The following is a 21,239-nucleotide window of genomic DNA, read 5'->3' as shown; positions in this document are numbered from 1 at the left end:
TTCCAATAATTACTTTTTGGCGATTTTGGTTTTTATGGTCGTTGATTTGGAGTTGGAAGATACCCTCCTCAAGGTTGGTGACTGAAAATTTAGACATGACTCTGCCCTTTGTACTTTTGGAACCAAGGAGGAGAAAATCCCTCTGTGAAAATTTCGATACCTTCAATGACTTCTGGCTGTTTTAGCCAAGACATTAGCTGATTTAAGGCTATTTCTGTTTGCCGATGCAAGTCTACCGAATGCAACTGCTCAAAATACTGTTTGCTCTGGGCTATAGCCTCGGGTGAACAGCAAAACAGTCGCTGTAGTTGTCGGTTTAGGGTTTGGGACATTCCCTCTGAGGCAACTTCATCCACTAAGCCGAATATCTGTGCTTCCGGTGCTGGTATTCCTCGAGTGCTGAGAGCCATGTACCTCAGTCGTGCTGGTGTTAAACGACGCAGCAGGAAAGGTGCAATCATTGCTGGAATCATACCGACGAGCGCTTCTGATAGCATGAAGACTGCGTTATTGCTGGCTAACACCATATCGCAGGCAGCTACCAAACCGACACCGCCACCTGTCACGTTTCCTTCTACACAAGCGATTACGGGGCGGCTGGAACTGTGGATCAGCGTTAAACAATCAAGGAACATTTTGAAGAACTCTTGATCGGGTAAACCACCTGTGGCGAAAGCTTCTTCTAAGTCAAGTCCTTTACAAAAGTCAGAACCTATCGCTGAGATTGTAATAACCCGGCAAGATTCATCGTTTATTGCCTCTTCGAGCGATAGACTTAACTGCGAAATTAAGGCAGAATTAAGAGCGTTTCCGGATCGCGGTGATGCCAATTTAATCCAAGCTACCCCTGAATCGAGCTGGTATTCAACAGCCTTTGAGGTTAACTCCATTGGTATAACCTCTGGTAGTTTTCCACCCGGTTTAACACTAGAATACCTTGTGTATCGTACAGTTTCTCATAGTATCCATTTAAAGTGTTGCGGTCGGGTTCGTAGTCTGGACAATCGATATATTTTTCACGGGCGGACTCTATCAGTTCATATTCCTCGACCGACAGACGCAGCCGCTCGTTAAGATGTTGGTCGAGGTTGAGCGATCGCACCATCTCTGAAGCCGCAGCACCAATAGTACCACTGTAAAACTCCCCTTGGCAACCGGAACCGTAAGCAAACAATGATATCCGATCACCAGGATTGAGATTTTCTGCTGAAGTCAACAACCCCAGCAAACAAACAAAATTAGAGCCGCCGTAGCAACTACCAATCCGCTTGGCAAAGTACAAACTTTCTGCTACTTTTTGCTGGAAGTTCAACGGGATGGTTGCCTTGTTTGGTGCAGTCAACCGACTCACTATGTCGCGGTGAGCCTGAAACGTCATTCCCGGAAAGGGAGCGTGGTAAATGTGCTTTTTGAAATCTGCATCGTAATCTACTTTACCAGCTATTTGTTCGTAATGTTCGTATGCCCCCTCTAACGCATCCAAATACGAATAAATGCTGATTTGACCGTTCACGGTTTCGGTTCTGGAAGTGGGTCGAAAGGTATCAGCAATCTCGTTTGTCCAGTAGCCAGCTTTATCCAGTTCGATTTCGAGAATCTGAGGATTTTCACTAACTAGGAAGGCAACAGCGCACCCACCGCCTATGGGTTCATGTTCTGTGCCGACAAAATTGCGACTGAAGTCCGTATTAATGACTAAAGCCTTTTTCCCAGGTCGGCTACCAGAAGCTACCCAAGATGCTGCCATTTTGAATGCCCCGGTGGAACTGTAACAGGCGTGTTTGACTTCAAAGTTGCGGCAATTGGGGCTTAGGTTGCAAAAACGATGCACCCAAGTTGAAATCGGCTTGCCCATATCAACCGCCGACTCGGTGCCGACAATGAGCAGTTCTATATCCTCAATATCTTCTGGTGACAAGAGCTTTTTGGCTGCATTTACGGCAAGGGTTACAGCATCTTCCCATACTGGATAGACCGATCGCTGTTCGCACATTAAATTAGTAGCTATGTACTGGGGGTCTTGACCGCGTGCCTTCGCTAAATCGGCTAGATCGAGATAGAATCGCCCTGCGTACAGATTTATTTTTTCAATTCCTAGAGGCATTTAAACTCCTTTTTTTGAGTAAGATTTAATCTCGGATGGCTCTAGCCAGCACCGTTTTCGTTGGAAAGGATAGGTGGGTAGCGCAACTCGGCGACGCGGGTAATTTCGGTCAAATCCAGCCCAATTTACGTCCCAGCCACTCACATACAGGGTTGCTAAACTGTTAAGGAGCGATCGCCACTCATCTTCATCCTTTTTCAAGGACGCTAACCAAGTACCAGTTCCTTTGGGCAGGCAACGCTTACCCATGCCGATCATCGTGTCTGTTGAACCAATCTCTAAAAAGAGTTCATACCCAGCATCTGCCAGCGTTTGCATTCCTTGATAGAAGCGTACTGGTTGACGAATATGATTGCGCCAGTAGCTGGCATCCAGTATTTCTTGAGGCTGCACCATTTGCCCTGTTACGTTGGAAATAAGGGGGAGAGTAGGGGGAAAGAACTTTACCTGAGAAGCTGTCTCCTCAAAAGTGTTAAGGATGGGTTCCATTAGGTGCGAGTGGAAGGCGTGGGAGACATTTAAAAGATGGGTTGTAATGCAATCGTCTTCCAATCGTTCTAGCACCGCCTCCACTGCTTGCCTTTTACCAGAAATTACCGTTTGTGTGGGACCATTGACGGCAGCAATGGAGATAGCCTTTTGATAGAGCGCGATCGCTTCTACCACCAATGCTTCCTCAGCAAATACCGCAGCCATTGTTCCCTCGCTTGGCAGCGAACTCATTAGTCGTCCGCGTTCGGTGATTAAGCGGAGTCCATCTTCTAAACTGAATACTCCAGCGATACAGGCGGCAACATATTGTCCCACACTGTGACCCATGACTGCATCGGGTTCTATTCCCCAAGACTGCCACAATTGAAAGAGAGCATATTCTAGGGCAAACAATGCAGGTTGGGCATAGGCTGTGTCATCAAGCTTTGAGGATTGCCCGGACTCTGGATATAAAATTGACAGCAGAGATTGAGAAAGATTTGGGCGCAGCAGTTCATCGCACTGATTTAGAGCTTCACGGAATATGGGCTGAGTGTCGTATAGCTGGCGTCCCATACCAATGTATTGAGAACCCTGTCCTGTAAATAGAAACGCGATCTTAGGGCGTTTGCGCTCGCCTACCTTGCAATCTAGGGTTCCGTCGGTCTTCTTCCCGGAGGTAAAATTACCGAGTTGCTGGCGTAGAGTATCAGCTTCCTCGACTACTATAGCTAGGCGGTGGTCGAAATGCGACCTGCCAGTATTGGCTGTGAAGCAAATATCTGGAAGCAATTGATCCGGATTAGCTGCTACATGACTTTCGTAGCGATCGGCTAGTTGTTTGAGGGCTTTATCAGTTCTTGCTGATAGTGTCAATAGATGCAACGGGCGATCGATCGATTTTGGATTTGGGATTTTAGATTTTAGATTATTAAGCGATTCGTTAGATTCCTGAGATTCTAATTTCTCACCAGCAGACCCCAATCCAAAATCTAAAATCGGCAAACCAAAATTATGTGGTGCTGCCTCCAGCACTACATGGGCGTTGGTACCTCCGATGCCAAAAGAACTTACCCCAGCAAAACGGGGCTTAATTTGAGGTGACCAAGGGCGTTGCTTGGTAGGAATTATAAAGGGGGTTTTCTCTAAAGCAATGTCGGGATTAATTTCTTTGAGATGCGGGTGAGGAGGAATCTCGCCATGTTGCAGAGATAGCACTGCTTTGATTAATCCAGCTATCCCCGCTGCTCCTTCCAAGTGACCAATATTGGTCTTAGCTGTACCGAGAGCACACTGCTCCTCTGGAGAGCGCCCTTGTCTTAACACCGCAGCCAAAGACTGTACCTCAGTCGCATCACCTAGGGGCGTACCAGTCCCATGAGCCTCAACATAGTCTATCTCCCTAGGTGAGACACCAGCGTTCTCCAGAGCTTGGCGGATAAGTGCCTGCTGGGCGAGTCCATAGGGAGCCGTCAAGCCAACGCTGCGACCGTCTTGATTTACTGCCGAACCCCGCAGCAATGCTAAAATGCGATCGCCATCCTTCAGGGCGTCCGACAAGCGCTTGAGAATGACTGCGCCACACCCTTCTCCTCGCACGTAACCATCCGCAGCAGCGTCGAAGGTTTTGCAGAGTCCATCTGATGCCATCATTCCAGCTTGAGAAAAGGCAATAGTCCACTCAGGTGACAGGATGATGTTTACTCCACCAACCAGGGCTAGATTTGACTCTTTAGTTCGTAAGCTCTGACAAGCCATGTGAACTGCGACAAGGGAAGAAGAGCAAGCTGTGTCCAGCGTCATGCTTGGCCCTCGCAAAGTGAGGAAATATGACAGGCGGTTAGCAGCAATGCTTCTGACTACGCCTGTACCTGCTCGAAGGGGAGGGTTCAGCAACAGCTCGCGATAGTCGCAAGCACACATACCCACAAACACACCAGTCTGACTGCCAGCAAGCTTGTCAGGTGCCAGTCCTGCGTTTTCCAAAGCCTCCCAGCTTACCTCCAACAACAAGCGTTGCTGTGGATCCATAGCTGAAGCCTCGCGAATGGAAACCCCGAAAAATAAGGGGTCAAACTTGTCCACGTCCTCCAAAAAGCCGCCCCATCGAGTGTTCATTTTATTGGGGCTATCCATATTGGGGTCGTAGAAGGCATCGACATCCCAGCGATTAGGGGGTACCTCAGTAATAGCTACTATCCCGTCACGCAGTAGTTGCCAGAAAGCTTCCGGGTTCTTGGCACCAGGAAATCGACACCCCATACCAATGATGGCAATCGGTTCGGTCTTGGCCTGTTCTATAGCGTTGAGCTTTGATTTCATTTGCTTTAGCTCAAGCAGAGCATTCTTCATCAAAGACCGATAGTCTTTATTTTCTGAGTTGTTATTCATTTTGTTTGGTTTTGTTGTATTGCCGCTAGTTCTTGGGCAAGTAAATCTGCGAGTTCGTCTTCTGATAGTTCTTCCAAAATGGCTGACAGATCACCGAATTCAATCACACTTTGCTGAGATTCCCCACTGGAAGATATTGATGAAAACTCTATTGAAAGCACTTCCCTCGCTAAATAATCCACAAGCGCTTCAACCGTTGGATAGTCAAAAACCAAAGTTGAGGGCAGGAAGCATCGCAAACTTGTCTGCAAGCGGTTTCTCAACTCCACAGATGTCAGTGAATCCATTCCCAGGTCAAAAAAACCTTGCTTTAAATTTATAGCCTCAGATGGATTAAAACCTAAAATTTTGGCTAATTGAGACCAGACATGAGCCATCAGATAAGTCCGGCGATCGCTAACAGGAGTCTGGGCTAACAGTTGAAGAAACTCAACTTGTTGCTTCTGTGGCTGTTCAGATACAGGTGCAAAATTAGCGAAGAATGGTGAAGCCGATTTTTTCAGAAACTCTGGCCAGTTGATAGGTGCCACCCCAACCTGAACAGAAGACTGTGAAAACAATTGCTTTAGAATTTCCAATCCCTGCTGAGGAGCAATTGTCTCGATTCCCCTGCTTCTCCATTGCTCGCTTACTTGGCGTCTTGCTGCTGCTCCTACCTCAGACCAAGCTCCCCAATTAATACTCAACGCCGCCATTTCTCGACTCCGACGAAAATATGCCAAGGCGTCTAGAAAAGCATTTGCTGCTGCATGATTTGCTTGACCTGGAGAACCAAGCAAAGAAGCAGTAGAAGAGAACATTACAAAGAAATCTATTGGCAAGTTCTGAGTCAAACTATGTAAATTCCAAGCCCCTTCTACCTTGGGAGCCATGACAGAGGCAAAGCGCTCCCAATTTTGTTGTAGCAGGACACCGTCATCGAGAACCCCAGCAGCGTGGACAATACCCCGTAACGGCGGCAGGGATTGCTCAATTTCTGCCAGCACCCCAGCTAGTTGCTCTGCAACAGACACATCCGCCTGAGCTACCTTAATTTGAGCGCCGGCCTGTTCTAGTTTCCTCAACTGGTCATTGACAGCTTGGTTAGGCTCACTGCGCCCTACCATCACTAGGTGATTTGCTCCCTGTTCTACCATCCACTGTGCCACCAGTAAACCCAGACCCCCTAAACCCCCAGTAATCAGGTATGTACCGTCTTTACGGAAGGTGATAGTTGCGCTTTTCGCCGATTCGCTTTCTTGAGACTGAGATACTACAATCTTGCCAATATGTTTAGCTTGTTGCATATAAGTGAAAGCGCTGACCACATCCTGGATGGAAAACACGTTTTGAGGTAGGGGCTTGAGCTTACCTTCTTGGAACTCCTGCATCAAGTAATGCAGCATTGACTGGATTAATGCTGGCTCCTGCTGACATACCTGGATTAAATCGACAACATAGTAGGAAATATTAGGGTTTATTTGCGCCACCCGACTTGGCTCCCAAACATCAGTCTTGCCAATTTCTAAAAAACGACCTTTAGCTCTCAAAACCGACAAATTCTTAGAAATGAATTCTCCGGTGAGACAGTTGAGTACAATATCTACTCCCTGACCCTCTGTGATGGTCATTACTTCATCGGCAAAATCCAGAGTTCGGGAGTTCATAATGTGTTTCACCCCCAGAGATTTGAGAAATTCCCATTTGTTGGGGCTAGCTGTGGCAAAAATCTCTGCCCCTGCTTGTTGGGCTAGTTGGATTGCCGCCAGACCCACACCTCCAGCACCTGCATGGATCAACACCCTATCTTTGGCAGATATCTTGGCTAATTGGTGCAGCGTATAGTAAGCTGTTAAAAATGCAACTGGGATTGTAGTTCCCTCCTCAAAACTGAGTCCTTTTGGTAAAAGTGCCACCATACCAGCTTTGACCGTAACATAGTTGCTGAAGCCGCCACTGACTAAGGCTACAACTCGGTCTCCTATGTCAAAGTCTTCTACTTCTTCCCCAGTAGCTACTACCTCGCCAGCACACTCCAAACCAAGGCGACTCTGCTCTCCTAAAAGACCTAGTACATTCAAAACGTCTTTAAAATTCAGCCCCGTTGCCCTTACCCGAATCTCTACCTCACCAACGCTGGGTTGAAGGCGTATTGTCGGCTCTATTTTCAAATTCTCCAGTATACCCCGAGAAGCAATCTCTAGTTGAAACGGTTGATTGCTAAGAGCGATGTTTTTAGTTTGCTCTAGAGTTTTTAGAGGTGAATGGTAGCGTGCCAGCCTTGCCATGTAAAGTATATTATCTCGAAAGGCTAACTGGTCTTCTGGCGTTTTTGACCATATTACTTCAAATAAATCTTCTATCTCATCCCTTTTTGCCTCAAGGTCTAAATCCACCCGCACGCAGTTCAGTTCTGGGTGTTCGAGGGCGATGACTTTCCCCATTCCCCATAAGGGAGCTTGTGCTATTCCGGGAACATCTGACTCTAACCCTACTGGAACAGCACCTCTGGACACCAACCAGAGCTTTGGTGCTTCAGAAAATTTTGCATTAACCAAAGCTTGCACTAAGTGCAATGTACTGCCACATCCTTTCTGGAAAGCAGCTTCTAAATCTTCTCCTGTCAGGGCTTGTGTCCCTACTGTATCTAAACTCCATAAATGGATTGCTCCGTGCAGTAGGGGCTTATCTGTTCCTACTATCTCTTCAAGAAGCCGTTGAAATTCAGCTACACAAGCAGGGTTAATTCTAAATTCACGCTCTGCTAATTGTTCGTACTCTTTTCCACGGAAAACAAGAGTACATACTTCTCCTTTGGACTGTAGTCGTGCTGCCAACTGATGACCAATCCCTTGGTTATCAGCTAAAATGAGCCATTGCCCAGGCTCAGATTGGATCACCTCTGGTGTTGCCTGAACCCCTTGAGCGACAATTACAGCTTGTGGGAATAAAAATCCTACCTTTTCAAGGTCAGGATAAATTGCTGTGGCTGTTTTGAATCCACTTTCTTTGAGCAGTTGCTGCCACCTAGATGCAGAAAGCAACGGGTAGTCCGGGCGCAGATCCCGATCGGCAAATTTCCACCAACCTTCTGTCAACCCAAATATCAAATCTATCCAGCGTCTGCGACCAACCCCCTCCAGGAGCACAACCATTCCCCCTGGGGAGAGTAACTTCTGTACGTGCTGCAAAGTCTGACGCAAATCCAAGCTGGCGTGCAGCACATTCGCCGCAATAATTATATCAAACTGATGGGAGCCAAATCTTTGAGAATTGGGGTCTTGTTCGATGTCTAAAACTTGATAACTCACAAAGGGATAATTCTGGAACTTTTCTTGCGCTTTCGTGGTGAAAAAGGCTCCAATATCAGTAAATACATATTCTGTTCGTTCGGCACTCAGGTGCGGCAGAATATAAGCGGTGGTTCCTCCAGTGCCAGCTCCAATTTCTAGAATTCGTACACCTCGTCCTTGAGGCAAATGCTCTAGGGCAGATAATACTGCCTTTTGTACCAAGACGTTCATTGCCCCAAATGTTGGGGAGTTTTGATAAAGCGTGGCTGCCGTTGTAACATCTGCTTCGGGGAATAGCAACTGGAGCGGGTCACACACTCCCCGAAGTACCTCCGCTAGTTTTGAACCGCAACGATTGAGTAGGGTTAGCTCTGCTTCTGCAATTGGATATTGAGCTGACAGGCTACTCCAGAAAGCTTGTGTGTTTTGCATTTGGAGTAATTCGATCACCTCCCAGCCTTGGTTGCTCTGTCGCACGATGCCTTCTTCCATTAGCATTTCCAGCAAGCGATTCAGCAAGCGATGGTGTTGGCTGACTATGCCTAACTGTTCTGCAAGTGTTGCTGTTGAGAAGTAATTGCCGATTTGAAACTTCCATCCCATTTGCTCGAAGGCTTCCAGAACGTAGGTAAGACTTAAAGCTTCGAGTTGGGTCAGTAATTCCCGATCGACAACTCGATCTAACTGAGTCATTAATTCATCTAACTGGGGTGCGAGGCGTTCAGCGATCTCTTCTGAAGCGGGCAGGTAGTTTTGTGAAAGACCGAGACGCACATGGGGACGCCACTCGACCTGATACAGCCAGTCTTGCCAGGGTTTCTTTGCAGTGAGCAGCAGAGACTCGTGCCTGGTTCGCTTAAATGAGATTCCCTCTACTTCGACCACTACAACTCCGGTTTCATCAACCACCCAAACATCGGCTGTCAATGCTTCCTCACTCGCTCCCAATACAGGACGTATCAAGGCATGGCTCCAAACGCTAAACCCAGGACGACGGTAAACGCGCAGACGCTCTATACCGATCGGCATATAGGTTTGTTCCTTAACCGAATCAGGAAAAGCAGCCATTGCAACTTGGAAACAGGCATCAAGCAGCACCGGATGTAGATGGTAGTCAGTTGCTTCTAAAACTAATCCTTCTGGCAACTGTATCTGACCTAATGCTTCTCCATCGCCTGCCCACAGCTCTTCAATAGCCCGGAAACTAGAACCATAATCGATGCCACGCTCTCGCCACTTTTGGTAGAAAGCTTCGACAGATATCTCTTTAATACCTTGAGTCTTTAAAACGGTTAAGTCCTTTTGTGCTGGTGAGGATTTTCGTTCTTTGACCACAATCTTGCCGGTGGTATGAAGCTTCCAGGACGAATCCTCTTGTTGTTCATCATCTGTTACGAGACTGTAAATTTTGAAGGAACAAGCATTTTCCTCCCCAGGTGTTAAAATCATCTGGAGAGTCTGAACTTCATCTTCAGGCAAAATTAAAGCCTGCTGGATGAGAACTTCCTCTACAACCAAATTCTCAGACTTGAATACAGCAGCCCCAGCCGAAGCAGCCATTTCCACGTAGGCAGCCCCAGGCACAACAGCTCTCTCAAAGACACGATGGTGTTTTAGATAAGCTGGCAAGTCGGAGCTTATATGCGACTCAAACAAAATCTCTTTGAGGTTAAGAGCCGATTTTAGCCGCTGACCCAGCAGAGGATGAACGAGCTTGCTCTGCGAACTTTTTTGTGATAATGCTGTTTTCTGAGTTCTACTGTTAGTGGTTTGAATCCAATAGCGCTGTCGTTGGAAGGGATAGGTTGGCAGTACGACGCGGCGACGCGGATAGTCTTTGTCAAAACCAGACCAGTCTACTGGCACCCCACGCACGTATAATTCACCCAAACTCTGAAGGATTTGTTGCCAATCTGATTGCCCTTGACGCAGACTGGGTAGCCAAACTCCCACGTCTTCTGGTAGGCATTGGCGACCCATTCCTAATAAGGTCGCTTGCGCTCCGATTTCCACAAACACTTCATAACCCTGCTGATGTAGCGTCTCCATGCTGGTGGCAAATTTAACTGAGTAACGCACATGATTTACCCAATATTGAGCAGTGGTTATTTCAGAAGTGACGGGTTGGCCGGTAACATTAGAAATGATGCTGATTTTGGGGAGTGAGTAGGTGATTTCTTGGGCTACTCGCTCAAACTCCTTGAGCATCGGCTCCATCAAGGGAGAATGGAAGGCATGGGAAACTTGCAAAGGTTTGGTTTTCACACCAGACATTTCTAGAGTAGCGCAGACCGCCCGGATTGCCGAACGCTGACCGGAAATAACAAAACTACGGGAACCGTTATGGGCAGCTATGGAAACTAAATGGTCATAGGGTAGAATGGCTGCTTGCAATTGGCTCTGGGATGCTAAAACCGCTACCATCTCACCATCTTGGGGTAAAGCCTGCATCAAACGACCTCTAGAAGCAATCAACTTCAAGCCATCTTCCAAGCTAAAAACCCCAGCTACACAGGCGGCTACATATTCTCCCACACTATGACCCATGACCGCATCCGGCTGAATGCCCCAGGATTTCCACAGATGGAAAAGAGCATATTCCAGGGCAAATAAGGCTGGTTGGGTGTAGGCGGTTTCATCTAAAGGGGAAGTTTCTCCTGCTTGGGGATAAAGAACAGATAGCAGGGGTAGCTCTAGATAGGGTCGCAGGATTTCATCGCTGCGATCAATCGCTGCGCGGAAGGTGGGTTGGGTTTCGTAGAGCAAACGTCCCATACCTGCATACTGTGACCCTTGACCTGTGAAGAGAAAGGCTATTTTTGGATTGCTGCTCGATAGCCTATTCACCAGTCCAATCGTCTCGTCCCCAGAGGTGAAAGCCAAAAGATGTTCGCGCAACTCCACGATAGATTCAGCCGCTAAGACAAGGCGATGTTCAAAATGCGATCGCCCCGTATTAGCCGTAAAGCAAATATCCGTTAGAGATGACTCTGTATTAGTTGTAAAGAAATCTTCATAACTTTGTGCTAGTGCCCGCAGTGCTTTCTCACTTTTTCCTGAGAGAGTCAATAAGTGACGAGAACGTTCAAAGGACACCCGTACTCCAGAACGCGCTGGGGCTGACTCCAGAACAACGTGAGCATTAGTACCGCTGAAACCGAACGAACTCACCCCAGCTAAACAGCGTCCCGATTGAGAAGGTTTCCATTCCATGCCAACAGTAGGAATCACCGCAGGAATTCCAGAAAGAGTCATGTGTGGATTCAATTGTTTAAAATGCAGGTGCGGCGGGATGTACTTGTTTTGCATCGACAAAACAACTTTAATCAGCCCAGCCATACCAGATGCCGCTTCCGTGTGACCAATATTTGTCTTCACCGAGCCAATTACCAGGGTATTATCTTCATCCCGTTGTTGCCCATATACTGCCTCTATGGCTTTCACCTCAATCGGGTCTCCCAGAGATGTGCCAGTGCCGTGGGCTTCTACGTAAGATACCTCATTAGGTGACACTTTTGCCATAGATAACGCCCTCTGGATAACTGCTTTTTGAGAAAGTTCATTTGGTGCAGTCAGTCCGCTACTGGTGCCGTCTTGATTAATCGCCGTTCCCCGTACCACAGCTAAAATGTTGTCATTATCAGCAAGTGCCTGTGAAAGACGTTTAAGGACAACAACGCCACAGCCTTCAGAGCGAACATACCCATTGGCTGAAGCATCAAAAGTCTTACATTGCCCGTCCGGTGAGAGCATTCCCGCCTGAGAAAAAGTAATACTCAACTCCGGTGATAATAAAAGGTTCACGCCTGATGCCACAGCTAGCTTGCATTCGCCCCTCAGCAAGCTATGGCAGGCTAAATGGACAGCCACTAATGATGACGAGCAGGCAGTATCCACAGCAAGCGCTGGTCCAGTAAAGCCGAAAAAGTAGGACAATCGTCCTGCTGCTATCGAAGCTGAGTTTCCCGTGCCAAAATAGGCATCAAAGTCATCCGGGGAGTTGTATTTGACTTGGAGGAGTTCATAGTCATGAGAAAAAATCCCGACAAAAACTCCTGTTTGGGTTCCGGCTAGGGATTCGGGGTTTATGCCTGCATTTTCCAGCGCAATCCATGTTTCTTCGAGCAGAATTCGCTGCTGCGGATCGATAGAAGCAGCTTCACGAGGCGAAATTCGGAAAAACTGAGCATCAAATTGGTCTACTTGGTCTAAAAATCCCCCATACTTGCTCGATATCTTCCCCGGTCGTTCTGGCTCTGGAGCGTAATAACGTTCGTTCTCCCAGCGGTCTTTAGGAACTTCAACAATGGTGTCGATGCCATTACGCAGCACTGACCAATATTGATCGGGGCTGTTGATGCCACCGGGAAAACGGCAGGACATGCCAATAATAGCAATTAAATCTTCTGACTGATGTATAATTTCAAATTCTTCAGAATCATACCCGCTGCTTTTTTCTATCTCATTTAGCCCAGGCAATGGTGTGCGAACATCCTCACCTTCCTGACCTTTAAAATAACGGGCGATCGCATCAGCTGTTCCATACTGAAAGAAGAAAGTTGGTTCTAGTTCTACTCCCAGGCGCTGGCTCATGAGCGCTCTAAGTTCCAAAAGCTCTAGGGAATCTAATCCCATCTCCATCAGAGGTCTAGAGCGAGCAAAAGCAGCTATGCGTTGCTCGCCCAACACAAAACGGACACATTCTTCGATAACGTCATCTAAGGTTTCGTTTTCCTGGAGTCCGATTTTCTTGCGCTTTTGCACGGACTCCATTTTAAAAGCCGTGGGAGAATGGGATTGAAGGCGATTGTGAATGTCATATTCAATTAAAACCCCATTCCCCAGATTATCCACATCTTCTGGACGGTAGTTAGGAATTATTCCCTTAATTGTGGCTCCACCCTGCTCGTGGAAGCACAAAATTGGATCGAGAAGCTGCCCTAGCTCATTGTGCTGATGAATGTATTCTTCTATTGGAATATGGGTGTGGTTGACATAGTTTTTGCAGCGAGTTACGCCCACCACGCGCTCAATGCCACCTTTTAGGGTACACAACTGAAGCATAAATTCTCGGATTTGGTCACCTAATCCCCTATCCTGCATTTCCGGGAGAATATTGATGGCAAGAAGTTGAATGATTGGTCCTTGCTTTGTATGCAAAGACGAAACTTTCCGATAATTCGTGTTCTTCACTAGCTCCGCACTGGAAATCTTTTGGGAATAAATGACTCCCACAACTATTGAGTCCATTTCCAGAACACAGTGCCCGTTTGGAAAGCGTTCGATTCTTTGTCGGATTTCATCAGCGGATGCCCGGATTTCTTCGGGCCAGCACTTTACTTCCAAGTTGACTAAGGCGTCTAGGTCTGATGAGTGTGGGTGACGAATTCTGTAGGGTCTTTTCTCAAAACAATTTAGGGTTATGCGAGTGAAATGAAATGTCTTTGGGTATCGTGATGCGAGCCCTACCTTCGGGAATAAGCCGACTTCCGCCGCCACCATGAGAAAAACGTCTGCTTCTACCAGATGTTTCATTGAGAATGCTTGAAAAGCATCGAAATGCAAATTCTTGCTTTTGTCTAAAAACCTATTTACCACGAAAGGTTCTAGACAGTGGACTTCTAAAATAATCAGACCATGCTTGGTAACCACTTTAGACCATCGGTCGAGATGTTCTACCAAACTCTGCACCATTATATGGGGAGGAATTTGCTCTCCTGAAGCAGCTACATAAACACCTTGGTATGGCAGGAAAGAACGCTCCTGCAACTTGTCTAAATTCTGAGGGGGAATAAAGGGGCGGTCATGATCGAGAAAGGAGCGAATGTGAAGGATGTTTTCTGGGTCGTGAATGCCATGAACCTTCAAAGAATTTATCATTTGCTCCGGATCGCCAATATCTCCCTTCAAAACTAGATGGGGAATATCGGCTAGTGTGCGTGCCGTCGCATTTATTGACGCTTCGTTATAATCTACGCCGATCGCGCACAGGGGATACCGATCGAGTAATTTACCTCTAGCAGACTTTGACCGAATGGCTTCATACACCCGCTTTAAAAGTGTTCCATCCCCACATCCCATATCAACAACGTATTTCGGCTGCTCTTCAATGGGCAACCGATTGAAAATAGATAGGATGATATCCTCTACATCAGCAAAATATTTTTCGTGTTGAAATCCACTAGCTACCACATTAAGCGTGCGAGCTATGTGGCTTTCTTGACCTGAAGCATCTCTACGGAACACAGCCTGACAATCGGCAAATAGCACATCTGTCATGCGACATAAAATTGGAGTGTAGGAAGCTGTGGTTCCGGTAATCAACGCCCGATCTACTATAAATTGACCTACATCGGTAAGACAGAAACGACCTTCTTTCTGATGGGCCCACCCAAGGCTTGCAAATAGTTCGTACAACTCCTCGCGCACAGGGTCACTCAATTGTGAGAACAACGGTTTATGTTCGTCTTCTACAAGTAAGTTATGCTTGTGGAGCGCAAGTAAGATAGGGATGAGCAGAATTCCATCTAAAAAGTCTGCTATCATCGGGTCGTCAACATTCCACCGTTGGCGGGAGCGATCGATCCAATCTTTGAGAAGACCCAACTGCTGTTCTCCCATCAAGTAGGATTCTATGGGCAGGTGGTATAAGTCGAGGATTTCTTCTGGTATCTTTTTGTGAATTTCTGCCTCATCCGTTAGGGAATAAGCCCCAACCTCATTTTGTGAAAGCCAATTTAACGATTGCATCATCCTCAAAGCCACTTGCAGATGACCAGCGTTTGCCCCTAGTCGCTCAACGATTTGCTCCAAAATCAGCGAACCATGATGCTGTAAAAGTTTAAACAGACCCTTTTCTTTACAAGCCAAAATTACTGGAACAGCAACAAATCCGTGGGCGTAACGATTGATTATATCTAACATGGCTTTCACTTATTTATGATATGTTGGCGGCAAAAAATCCTTTACCCTATAGGTAGAGTAGTAACGCCCCTTAGTCCGGTAGACCAAGGGGGTATAAGTTGCTTGCGAGCGCCCCAGCCGGTCTTATTCCAGGCAATCGGTAATTATTCTCTCAAGGTTTCTGGCAACCAACCATGAACAAACTTGAGTTTGGCCAGGATATAAAGGACAGCCAGTTTCAGAGAAAACTTCCAATCAAATAAGGAAGAATTTGTTGTCGTTGCCATATGTAAGTCTTCTATATTTTCTAGATAAAGTGTGTTGGAGCAAACGCTTGAGCTAGCACTCAAGCAATTTCCTTTCCACGTTACCTCCTAATTATGCACTTCTTTAGCTCAACGATAAATAGATAAAGTTGGTATGTTTCTGTAAAATTATATTGCTGTGAATCCCGAATTTCACAATTAGTGGCTTTTGTCAATATACTAAATTGGCTAATTAATTCTCCAACTCGAGCTACAGGTTGATTCCAAAAGGCGCGATGACGAGTTATAGATACCAGCGTCAGCAGCCGTTTCACCTCTGTTGGGGCGATCGCTCTCAACTGCCCTCTCTCCACAATCTGTTCGACTCGATTTAGTCGCCTATCCACAGTGTTCGAGGCATCCGACCTTCTGTCCATCAGAGGAGTTAAAATTATTTGGAAGCTTTTCCAGCAATTCTTGCTTCTTCTAGCCAGCCATCAACCAGCGCTTGATGGTTTTTCACCCACACTTCGGCATTACGACGGATATCTTTTGAGCGATTTTGACCCTCATTGGCGAGTTTTTCTTGGGTGATATAATCCTCAAGAGGAACCCGAACCAGTTCAAACCAACGTCTGGCGGCTGGGTTAGCCTCTAAAAATTGCCGAGAAGCTACAAAACGCCCTCTATCCACAGCAAATCCAAGATTTTTCCCGCCTACCGTGGTATCTTTTTCTGTCACCTCTTTTCCCTTTTCTCCTGGTAAAGAGGTAAAGGGAACTTCTAACCAAACCACATCTCTACCATTCTGTAACACGAAAGTCAACCAATCAAGATTCCGACTGTAATAAAGTACGGGTTTTTCTTGTTTATAGCGAGTAATGATATCTGCCTGGAGAACTTCAAATTCTCCCTTATCCTGTTTGACGGTATCCTCTAATCCGTAAACTTTCAAGTGATGATCGATAATCAACTCACAGGACAAACCAGGATTGCAACCCGTTAAATTTGCCTTGCCATCTCCGTCTGAGTCAAACAGTTTGGCAATTTTTGGGTCTTTAAGTTGTACAAGGTTCGTAATTTTATATTGCTCGGCAGTCTTTTTATCAATCGAATAACCTTGAAGAATATCACTGGAAACCAACATCCCCAAAATCTCCAGTTTCTTTTCACCACCAGCCTTTTCAAAGAAGTTGGCAAACAACTTTTCTAAAGTTGGAGCAACATCTATTTCGTCATTACCGAGAGCAAGAAATATAGTAGTTGTATTAAGTTGCTTTAATTCTTCAACTTCATAACCAAGATTTTCTAACCCAATGCGAAGGACTTCTGAAACAAAATGTCCTCCTGCTGTCCCGCCTGAAGCTGGGCGTATTTTCACTCCCTTACCAGGTAATGCTACTTCGGTCGATTGACTACTACCTGGTAATTTTGTAGAACTTTCGAGAGTTGATTGGCAGGAAATCAAACCTACAAATAAGGCTACTACTATAGCAAAAGTCTGTTTTTTTCGGTGTAGTTTCATTATCATTTGCTTACTCAACTTTGAATGATATCTGTACTGAAAATCAGGTGTGGGGTGTAGGGAAAAAAAGTTTCTCATCCTGTTTGTTGAGATCGATCGCGACTTTTAACTCTTAACCTCGAAAGCAGAAAACCGATCGCCCCTCTTTGCAACCAAGAACCTTTGCTGTTGTTTTTCCCCACAGCCTGAGTAATCCGATCGAGCATAATCGCCAGCAAGACAATACACAACCCTCCAACAGCAGCCAGTCCCACATCCAGACGACCAACGCCCTGCAACACCATCAATCCTAGTCCTGGCACGGCAATCATTGATGTTACCACCGACATTCCCAATGCAAACAGGATAGTTTGGTTTAACCCAGTCAGAATCGTCGGCATAGCTAGGGGAATTTGCGCTTCCCACAGGACTTGCCAAGGAGTTGACCCAAAAGCGATCGCCGCTTCCACCACCTCTTCAGAGACTTGCCGGATACCCAGGTTCGTGAGGCGAATCAGAGGCGGCAGTGCAAAAACGATGGTGGCCATCACTCCAGGAACTTTACCAATACCAAATAGCATGACGACAGGAACCAGATAGACGAAGATGGGGATGGTTTGCATGACATCGAGGAGGGGTCGGACAAATCCCTCTAGGCGATCGCTCCTAGCACAGGCAATACCGAGAGGAATGCCGATCGCCACGCAAAATGCCACCGCAGTCACCACTAGGGAAAGCGTCACCATTGCCTCCTTCCATGCCCCAAGAAAACCAATTAACGTCAAGGCCCAGATGCTATAAATCGCAATTTTTCTCCCTGCGAGTTGCCATGCCATCAACCCGATAATCATCAGGAAAATTAGGGGAGGAATGGATTGGAACATCGCCTCTATAGAGTCAAGCGCGAATTTAATCGGGATGCGAATCGCTTGAAAGAACGGACGAAAGTTGTCAACGAGAAAATTAACCCCAGCGTTAATCCAATTATCCAGAGGTATAGTATAAAGCTCAAAGGGGTTTAGGATAACATCCAGCCCGGATTGGCTCTTGGCAATGAGATTAGCGCGTAGAGTTAAGGAATTTAACAAAATAGAGAGCGTCCTGATACAGATGGCCAAAAGATCGAGGAGTTAACTTAACTTACTTAAGGTAACAGTCTAATCAAATGCTGCTAATACTAGCAAGAACATCATCCGCTTCAACCACACCTTTGAATTTTTCTTCGGCATTAACCACAGCAACCGTCCGTCCTTGTTGGTAGAGGTGAAAAATATTTTCGAGACTGGTTGAAGCATTGGCTTTAGGAAAGTTTTGAAGCATCACAGAAGTAAGGTCTTCATTTCCTTGTTGGATTGCTTCAGAAAGAAATTTTTTCTTAACCATGCCAACCAGTTTATCACCGCGATCGACCACGTACATTTGTTCGAGGTTATGGTGTAACATTTGCTCCAGTGCCTCTGTAGGGGAGTTTTGACCGAGAATCAAGGTAACGGTTTGACGGGCAATTGACCCTACTTTGAGGACTTGGGCGCGGTTGACATCCTTAGTAAACGCGCGGATGTAGTCGGAGGCGGGTTGGGTAATCAGTTCGGAGGGAGTACCGACTTGAACGATACAGCCATCTTTCATTACAGCAATGCGATCGCCAATTTTCAGCGCCTCATGAATATCGTGGCTGATAAATATAATAGTTTTGTGCAGTTCTTTTTGGAGACGCAGCAATTCATCCTGCATTTCCCGGCGAATCAGCGGATCGAGGGCGCTAAATGGCTCATCCATGAGTAAAATCTCCGCATCTGTCGCCAAAGCACGGGCTAAACCCACCCGTTGCTGCATCCCACCACTCAGCGAGTCGGGCAAATAATCCGCCCATTGCGCTAAACCAACCATTTCTAAGGTTTCCAGGGCTTTTTGGCGACGATCGGCTTTGTCCATTCCCCGCACCAAAAGACCGTACTCTACATTTTCAACAACAGTTTTGTGGGGAAACAGCCCAAATCGCTGAAAAACCATCGACACTTTCGTCAGGCGAATCTCCCGCATCCGTTTCTCGCCCACATGGGCAACATCTTCACCATCAATGTAAATATGACCGCTGGTGGGATTAATCAGACGGTTGATGCAGCGAACCAAGGTAGATTTTCCCGAACCGGATAACCCCATCACTACGAACAATTCCCCTTGATTAACTGTAAGAGATACATCGGCAATGCCCAGCACATGAAGAGTTGCTTGCAAAATATCATCTTTAGACTTGCCGTCTCGAAACATTTTGAGAGCAGCATGAGGTTTTTCTCCATAAATTTTGATGAGATGCTCAATGCAAATTTTGGGTTTTGAATTTGTCATTTCCTGGGGTCACAAGTAATGGCCGACTGTTAATATCCTGATTGAAGCAACGCTCCAGAGAGCAAATCTGTTACTTTGAGTGTAACAGCCCACTGGTTCATATAAACAAGATCGAGTCGTTCCCCTTGCACCTTCAAAACTCCCAATACATCCCTCCACTGTTTTTGAGAACCGCCGGGAGTTAGTTTGTACCAACTGAGTTTTTGTAGGACGATATCTTCGGGCGAATAAATGTAGATTCCCTGCTCTGTTAAGCCACTAACAGGGTAAAGTTGGCGTCGCCTCATCACCGAAGCCGAAAAAGGGTCATCGCTGCCCATCACAAAAATGTCTGCTTTCTCCATAGAAGGCAAATAGATGACATTGAACGATGATTCGCGGGGTGCTACTTTGGACTTGGCAATTGCTTCAGTCACAGCCGAGTCGCTGATGTAAAACTCGCCTGACATGGCATCAATTAGTCTCTGTGCTGTTTGCGCTTCCAGGTCAATCACTAAGTCCAAATCTTGCGTAGATCTGTTTTCTCCCAACAGCGAACTTGCCACCGAACCTCCCACCACATAGGGAATATTCAGCGGTAGCAAGATGCTGGCTATTTTTTGTGCTAATTCGATCGGATCTGCAATCACGAGTTCACCCCAATCTTTACTGTCTGATAAAACTTCTATCCACTCAGCACCCAAACATCTTTTAATAAATTCTTGCCGAACTTTTGGCTCAGTAGCATTGGGATACTGGTTCTTTATTCCAGATATTGCCAACCTTCGCACCGCTTGATTGAAAGCGCAAGTCCGTTGTACTTTTTGTTGGGGCGTTAACTGTCGTAATAGCTGAAACATCAGCACATCCGCCTCAATGCTGGTATCGATAGATTGTGGCTTGTATCCTGATTTGACTGTGACTGTTGGTATTGGCGGCATGATGCAATCTTGCTCTCAGGCATAGATTTCAAAATTATATTACAGAATCCAAGTTTTTCAGACCGCTTTATAAAAATGATATTTTTACTTAATTATAATAAAATTTTAACCAGGAAAAGACTTGCTATAATAATGTCCAAAGCCAAGGCGATAGTTACCAGAGCCACTAACCAGATGGCAAGGTTTAGAAGCGATAAAAAAATTAGTGAAATCAGCGTAATCTCTCTTAATCCGTGTTCAGAAATGGTTTCAGAAATAGGGCAAGAACTGTAGAATTCTTGCCCGTACAAATGAGCGGTTAAATTATTAGCCAATTAGCTCCAAACCCTTCGCATGAGAGGAAACACCATTTTTAATCCGCGCTGCTACGACCATCAGTAGCAAGGCCAAACTGTCGTCAGAGAGTCCATCAACCAATATCTGCATATCTAACAAAGACTCTAGTTGCTTTGGCACTGACATTTGGCGGCTGTGGCCATATCCCTCTCCCCCCGTCAGCCGATTACAGAAGTAAACGCGGGTTCCCGGCTTAATCTCGTCCATTGCCTCGATTAATTTCCACAGCACCTCCGTAGAGATGCCAGTCTTGCCCCGCCGAAACTCAGAAATATGATTCTCGCTAACGCCTGAAAACTTGGATAACTGTTTTCCAGATATCCCGTAGCGTTCAATAGTCATCCTAAAAATTTCAGAAATCATTGTAACGTTTTGTGACAAAAATGTATGATTAGCCTTTACCGATGGTATTGTCCTGAAGTTATCGGTCAATAGCGCGAGTAACAGCCTAACAGCTTTAATAACTCAATCAATTATAACTCTGCCCGCATAATGTAGTGCCGGCGCAGTTTTATTTTGCCCTGAGCACAATAGACACCAACCGAATTTAAGCTTCCAGCCTTAACGCAATAAGGCTTGTAGATTCATCATCGGTGATGTCTAATGGCTGCGGCTTGTTTTACGAAACGAAAGGCAAGATTTGAATACGAATGGCAGAGTATGGTATCCAGTCATATTTCTCTGTCATTTAATTCAAAGTAACATCCCGGTTTCGAGTGTGCTGTGACTAGAGTCACATTTGAG

Annotated in this window: 9 protein-coding genes; all 9 read right to left on the bottom strand. The window is 46.1% G+C overall.

Annotated elements, in window-relative coordinates; translation table 11 throughout:
- Positions 1 to 89: 89 nt before the first annotated feature.
- Entirely contained in the window at positions 90 to 890 is an 801-nt protein-coding gene (locus tag E5S67_RS12325; protein WP_172187519.1) for an enoyl-CoA hydratase/isomerase family protein, read from the bottom strand.
- On the bottom strand, positions 881 to 2,104 hold the full coding sequence (locus E5S67_RS12320; RefSeq protein ID WP_172187517.1) for a hydroxymethylglutaryl-CoA synthase family protein: 1,224 nt from the start codon (positions 2,102 to 2,104) through the stop codon (positions 881 to 883). Before E5S67_RS12320 ends, E5S67_RS12325 begins: the two co-directional genes overlap by 10 nt.
- Entirely contained in the window at positions 2,105 to 4,966 is a 2,862-nt protein-coding gene (locus tag E5S67_RS12315) for a type I polyketide synthase (RefSeq protein ID WP_172187515.1), read from the bottom strand.
- Positions 4,963 to 15,162, bottom strand: a complete 10,200-nt coding sequence (locus tag E5S67_RS12310; protein WP_172187513.1) for a type I polyketide synthase — start codon at positions 15,160 to 15,162, stop codon at positions 4,963 to 4,965. The genes E5S67_RS12315 and E5S67_RS12310 overlap by 4 nt, the downstream gene beginning before the upstream one ends.
- A gap of 675 nt (positions 15,163 to 15,837) precedes the next feature.
- Positions 15,838 to 16,911, bottom strand: a complete 1,074-nt coding sequence (gene proX / locus E5S67_RS12305; protein ID WP_172187511.1) for a glycine betaine/L-proline ABC transporter substrate-binding protein ProX — start codon at positions 16,909 to 16,911, stop codon at positions 15,838 to 15,840.
- A 74-nt stretch (positions 16,912 to 16,985) separates the two neighbouring features.
- Positions 16,986 to 17,978 (bottom strand): ABC transporter permease, encoded by a 993-nt coding sequence (locus E5S67_RS12300; RefSeq protein ID WP_172187509.1) that lies wholly within the window; start codon positions 17,976 to 17,978, stop codon positions 16,986 to 16,988.
- A gap of 73 nt (positions 17,979 to 18,051) precedes the next feature.
- Entirely contained in the window at positions 18,052 to 19,239 is a 1,188-nt protein-coding gene (locus E5S67_RS12295; protein ID WP_172187507.1) for a quaternary amine ABC transporter ATP-binding protein, read from the bottom strand.
- 29 nt (positions 19,240 to 19,268) lie between these two features.
- Entirely contained in the window at positions 19,269 to 20,159 is an 891-nt protein-coding gene (locus tag E5S67_RS12290) for a hypothetical protein (RefSeq protein WP_172187505.1), read from the bottom strand.
- A gap of 306 nt (positions 20,160 to 20,465) precedes the next feature.
- Positions 20,466 to 20,837 (bottom strand): helix-turn-helix domain-containing protein, encoded by a 372-nt coding sequence (locus E5S67_RS12285; protein ID WP_246276751.1) that lies wholly within the window; start codon positions 20,835 to 20,837, stop codon positions 20,466 to 20,468.
- Between the last annotated feature and the right edge of the window lie 402 nt (positions 20,838 to 21,239).

The organism is Microcoleus asticus IPMA8 (assembly GCF_013179805.1).
Lineage (GTDB): Bacteria > Cyanobacteriota > Cyanobacteriia > Cyanobacteriales > Microcoleaceae > Microcoleus > Microcoleus asticus.
This window is presented reverse-complemented; position numbering and strand designations above follow the sequence as displayed.

Excerpts from the sequence above, each read along its gene's own strand:
- E5S67_RS12325 (WP_172187519.1), bottom strand. The coding sequence starts at position 890 with ATGGAGTTAACCTCAAAGGCTGTTGAATACCAGCTCGATTCAGGGGTA.
- E5S67_RS12320 (WP_172187517.1), bottom strand. The coding sequence starts at position 2,104 with ATGCCTCTAGGAATTGAAAAAATAAATCTGTACGCAGGGCGATTCTAT.
- E5S67_RS12315 (WP_172187515.1), bottom strand. The coding sequence starts at position 4,966 with ATGAATAACAACTCAGAAAATAAAGACTATCGGTCTTTGATGAAGAAT.
- E5S67_RS12310 (WP_172187513.1), bottom strand. The coding sequence starts at position 15,162 with ATGTTAGATATAATCAATCGTTACGCCCACGGATTTGTTGCTGTTCCA.
- proX (WP_172187511.1), bottom strand. The coding sequence starts at position 16,911 with ATGAAACTACACCGAAAAAAACAGACTTTTGCTATAGTAGTAGCCTTA.
- E5S67_RS12295 (WP_172187507.1), bottom strand. The coding sequence starts at position 19,239 with ATGACAAATTCAAAACCCAAAATTTGCATTGAGCATCTCATCAAAATT.
- E5S67_RS12290 (WP_172187505.1), bottom strand. The coding sequence starts at position 20,159 with ATGCCGCCAATACCAACAGTCACAGTCAAATCAGGATACAAGCCACAA.
- E5S67_RS12285 (WP_246276751.1), bottom strand. The coding sequence starts at position 20,837 with ATGACTATTGAACGCTACGGGATATCTGGAAAACAGTTATCCAAGTTT.